The following is a 4,665-nucleotide window of genomic DNA, read 5'->3' on the forward strand; positions in this document are numbered from 1 at the left end:
TCCCCCCCTTAACACAATCACCCCCACCCCCCGCTTTCCGCGCGCTTTTTCCCCGTACTAATCATACGGCTCGGTGTCTACCCCCCGCCGCGCGGACTCCTTTTCGTTTACAGGGTCCCGCCGCTGTAATTTGCGGGGAGATCTCCGCACATGCCCCCGCTTGAGCGTTGGCCGAAAAACGACGGGGACGGATTTGGTCACTCTCGTCCCGTCGGCCGGCTCACCCGCGTCCCATCGCCCGGGTCAGCTCGATCTCGATCACCACGCGCGAGGGGTTCGGGCCGGGTGTGCGCCCGTAGCGTTCGGCGTACCGGCGCACCGCCTCCGCGACCCGGTCCGGCTCCCCGCGGACGTACGCCCTGCCCTCCAGGGTGGCCCAGCGCCGGCCGTCCACCTGGCACACCGCGACCCGGGCGCCGGCCGGGCCCGCCGCCAGGACGTTGCCCACCTTCGTGCTGCGCTTGTCGGCGATGACCCGAGCGAGCCGGGCCTCGGGTTCGTATGTCACTCCGACCGGAACCACGTGCGGACTGCCGTCCGGGCGTGGTGTGGTCAGGGTGCACAGGTGCCGTTCGCGCCAGAAGGCGAGATACGGCGCGTCCGGGGCGCCCGGGTCCTGGGGGTATGCGGCCATGGTCCGGAACCTAACCCGTCCCGGACCCCCCGCGCGCACCTTGAGCGGAATAGACTCAACTTTGTGTACGCTGACTCAGTCAGATACGGGAGAGCGCTGACGCCAGGAGGAGAAAGCGAACGTGGACGCCGAGCTGACCAACCGGAGCCGGGACGCGATCAACGCGGCCAGCAACAGGGCCGTGTCCCAGGGGCACGCCGACCTCATCCCCGCCCATCTGCTGCTCGCGCTGCTCCAGGGGCAGGAGAACGACAACATCGTCGATCTCCTGGCCGCCGTCGACGCGGACCAGGCGGCCGTGCGGGCCGGGACGGAGAAGGTGCTCGGCGCGCTGCCCAGCGTGACCGGGTCCACCGTCGCGCCCCCGCAGCCCAACCGCGAGCTGCTGGCCGTCATCGCCGACGCGCAGAGCCGGGCCCGCGACCTGGGGGACGAGTACCTGTCGACCGAGCACCTGCTCATCGGCATCGCCGCCAAGGGCGGACAGGCCGGTGACGTGCTGGCCCGCCAGGGAGCGACCCCGAAGAAGCTCCAGGAGGCCTTCCAGAAGTCCCGCGGCGGGCGCCGGGTGACCAGCGCCGACCCCGAGGGGCAGTACAAGGCCCTGGAGAAGTTCGGGACGGACTTCACCGCCGCCGCCCGCGAGGGCAAGCTCGACCCGGTCATCGGGCGGGACCAGGAGATCCGGCGCGTCGTGCAGGTCCTCTCCCGGCGCACGAAGAACAACCCCGTCCTCATCGGCGAGCCCGGCGTCGGCAAGACCGCCGTCGTCGAGGGGCTCGCCCAGCGGATCGTCAAGGGCGACGTGCCCGAGTCCCTCAGGAACAAGCGGCTCGTCGCGCTCGACCTCGGCGCGATGGTCGCGGGCGCCAAGTACCGGGGCGAGTTCGAGGAGCGGCTGAAGACCGTCCTCGCCGAGATCAAGAACTCCGACGGGCAGATCATCACCTTCATCGACGAGCTGCACACGGTCGTCGGCGCGGGCGCCGGCGGCGACTCCGCCATGGACGCCGGCAACATGCTCAAGCCGATGCTCGCGCGCGGCGAGCTGCGCATGGTCGGCGCCACGACGCTCGACGAGTACCGGGAGCGGATCGAGAAGGACCCGGCGCTGGAGCGCCGCTTCCAGCAGGTGCTGGTGGCGGAGCCGTCGGTCGAGGACACCATCGCGATCCTGCGCGGCCTCAAGGGCCGCTACGAGGCCCACCACAAGGTGCAGATCGCGGACGCGGCCCTGGTCGCCGCCGCGACCCTCTCCGACCGGTACATCACCTCCCGCTTCCTCCCCGACAAGGCCATCGACCTGGTCGACGAGGCGGCCTCCCGCCTGCGCATGGAGATCGACTCCTCGCCGGTCGAGATCGACGAGCTCCAGCGGTCCGTGGACCGGCTGAAGATGGAGGAGCTGGCGCTCAGCAAGGAGACGGACGCCGCCTCCCGGGAGCGGCTGGAGAAGCTGCGCCGCGACCTCGCCGACCGGGAGGAGGAGCTGCGCCTGCTCACCGCCCGCTGGGAGAAGGAGAAGCAGTCCCTCAACCGGGTCGGCGCGCTGAAGGAGAAGCTCGACGACCTGCGCGGCCAGGCCGAGCGCGCCCAGCGCGACGGCGACTTCGACACCGCCAGCAAGCTGCTGTACGGCGAGATCCCGACCCTGGAGCGCGATCTGGAGGCCGCGACCGAGGCCGAGGAGGAGGCCGCGAAGGACACCATGGTCAAGGAGGAGGTCGGCTCGGACGACATCGCCGACGTCGTCGCCTCCTGGACCGGCATCCCCGCGGGCCGCCTCCTGGAGGGCGAGACGCAGAAGCTGCTCCGCATGGAGGAGGAGATCGGCCGCCGTCTCATCGGCCAGGCGGAAGCGGTGCAGGCGGTCTCCGACGCCGTACGCCGCTCCCGCGCGGGTATCGCCGACCCCGACCGCCCCACCGGCTCCTTCCTCTTCCTCGGCCCGACCGGCGTCGGCAAGACCGAGCTGGCCAAGGCCCTCGCCGACTTCCTCTTCGACGACGAGCGGGCCATGATCCGCATCGACATGTCGGAGTACGGCGAGAAGCACAGCGTCGCCCGTCTGGTCGGCGCGCCTCCCGGCTACGTCGGCTACGAGGAGGGCGGCCAGCTCACGGAGGCGGTGCGCAGGCGCCCGTACAGCGTGGTCCTGCTGGACGAGGTGGAGAAGGCGCACCCGGAGGTCTTCGACATCCTGCTCCAGGTACTGGACGACGGCCGGCTGACCGACGGCCAGGGCCGCACGGTCGACTTCCGCAACACCATCCTGGTGCTGACGTCGAACCTGGGCAGCCAGTACCTGGTCGACCCGGTGACCACCGAGGCGGAGAAGAAGGAGCAGGTCCTGGAGGTGGTGAGGGCCTCGTTCAAGCCGGAGTTCCTCAACCGGCTCGACGACCTGGTCGTCTTCTCGGCCCTGAACAAGGAGGAGCTGGAGCGGATCGCCCGCCTTCAGATCGACCGCCTGGCCAAGCGGCTCGCCGAACGCCGCCTCACCCTGGAGGTCACCGACGCGGCCCTGGCCTGGCTCGCCGACGAGGGCAACGACCCGGCGTACGGCGCCCGACCGCTGCGCCGCCTGGTCCAGACGGCCATCGGCGACCGGCTCGCCAAGGAGATCCTGGCCGGCGAGGTCAAGGACGGCGACACGGTCCGGGTGGACACCTTCGGCGAGGGCGAGGGCCTGGTCGTGGGCCCGGCGACCGGCAAGACGCTGTAGCGTCCCCGCCCCCGCCGCGGCCGCCGCTCAGGTCACGTCGTGAACGCCGAGTACCGCACCCGCGCGGTCTCGGCGTTCACGTACGTCACGTTCACGTCGACGTAGTAGGCGGCCGTCCCGGGGTGGCCGGTGACGTCGAGCTGGAAGCAGTAGTCCGAGCCGTGCGCACAGGCCTGGGTCCCCGGGCCGCCCGGCCGGGGCGCCTGCGGATAGGTGTCCGTCAGCCAGGCGTCGAAGCCCGCGCGCGGCATCCGGAAGTCGGCCTGGTAGTTCGTGTCCAGCCAGGACTGCACCGTGCACTCGGCGTCCTGGGCGCCGGCCGGCAGTTCGGCCCCGCCGAACGCCAGCGCCTCGGCGCAGGGCACCTTCTCGAGCCGGGTTCCGTCCCATTCCTCGTCGTCGGTCAGCACCGAGACGACGAGCAGTACCAGCAGGCCGCCCACCAGCAGCACCGGCAGTGCCAGGATCGCCGCCACCAAGCCCCACCTGGTCCGGCCCCTCGGCTCCGGCCCCGCCGGAACACCGGCCTCGCTTCGCCCGTTCGCCATGCGATTCCCCTCCATCCGTCACCGCCCCTTCGCGCAACAGGCCGGATCATGTCAGCTCAGGGCTGACAGGCCCCTGCTGGGCTTGCCACCCCCCTCCCCGCATGGGGGAGGATGGCGGGATCCGTACGAAGGGAAAAACACGGTGAGCATCGACCCGTCCTCGATTCCGAACTTCGGGGGCCAGCCAGAGCCGCAGCCCCAGGGTGGACCGGCGGGCCCCGTCGTCCCGGATCAGGACCTCGTGAAGCAGCTCCTCGACCAGATGGAGCTGAAGTACGTCGTCGACGACGAGGGTGACCTCGCGGCGCCGTGGGAGGAGTTCCGTACGTACTTCATGTTCCGCGGCGAGGGAGACCAGGCGGTCTACTCGGTGCGGACGTTCTACGACCGGCCCCACCAGATCGACGACAAGGCGCAGCTGCTCGAGTCGATCGACGACTGGAACCGCCGCACCCTGTGGCCGAAGGTCTACACCCACACCCACGACGACGGCACCGTCCGCCTCATCGGCGAGGCGCAGCTGCTGGTCGGCGCCGGTGTGAACATCGAGCTCTTCGTCTCCTCGACGGTGAGCTGGGTGCGAGCGGCGATCGAGTTCGACAAGTGGCTCGTGGAGCAGCTGGGCCTGGAGTCGGCGGTCGACGCCGCCGACGAGAAGCCCGAAGACGGCGCCGAGGGCGTCGAGAAGGCCGACGGCGACGAGTAGGTCCCCGACCTGCCTGTACGTGAAGCGGGCGCCCGTCCACAGCCTGTGGACC

The 4,665-nt window shown here is 70.7% G+C and carries 4 protein-coding genes; 2 read left to right on the plus strand and 2 right to left on the minus strand.

The features are described from left to right. Positions 1–220 precede the first annotated feature (220 nt). Positions 221–634, minus strand: a complete 414-nt coding sequence (locus ACFWBD_RS41105) for a pyridoxamine 5'-phosphate oxidase family protein (RefSeq protein WP_385679233.1) — start codon at positions 632–634, stop codon at positions 221–223. Between the two features lie 121 nt (positions 635–755). Between ACFWBD_RS41105 and clpB the strand changes: the two genes are divergently transcribed. After that, entirely contained in the window at positions 756–3,359 is a 2,604-nt protein-coding gene (clpB, locus tag ACFWBD_RS41110) for an ATP-dependent chaperone ClpB (protein WP_385679236.1), read from the plus strand. A 32-nt stretch (positions 3,360–3,391) separates the two neighbouring features. Here clpB and ACFWBD_RS41115 read toward each other — a convergent pair whose 3' ends face one another. Then, positions 3,392–3,907: a hypothetical protein gene (locus tag ACFWBD_RS41115; protein ID WP_385679239.1), complete on the minus strand. Its 516-nt coding sequence runs from the start codon at positions 3,905–3,907 to the stop codon at positions 3,392–3,394. A 142-nt stretch (positions 3,908–4,049) separates the two neighbouring features. Here ACFWBD_RS41115 and ACFWBD_RS41120 point away from each other — a divergent pair, with 142 nt between their 5' ends. Further along, positions 4,050–4,613, plus strand: coding sequence for a YbjN domain-containing protein (locus ACFWBD_RS41120; protein ID WP_385679242.1), 564 nt, complete (start codon positions 4,050–4,052; stop codon positions 4,611–4,613). The last annotated feature ends 52 nt before the right edge of the window (positions 4,614–4,665 follow it).

Source organism: Streptomyces sp. NPDC060002, assembly GCF_042737245.1.
Taxonomy (GTDB): domain Bacteria; phylum Actinomycetota; class Actinomycetes; order Streptomycetales; family Streptomycetaceae; genus Streptomyces.

Excerpts from the sequence above, each read along its gene's own strand:
- ACFWBD_RS41105 (WP_385679233.1), bottom strand. The coding sequence starts at position 634 with ATGGCCGCATACCCCCAGGACCCGGGCGCCCCGGACGCGCCGTATCTC.
- ACFWBD_RS41115 (WP_385679239.1), bottom strand. The coding sequence starts at position 3,907 with ATGGCGAACGGGCGAAGCGAGGCCGGTGTTCCGGCGGGGCCGGAGCCG.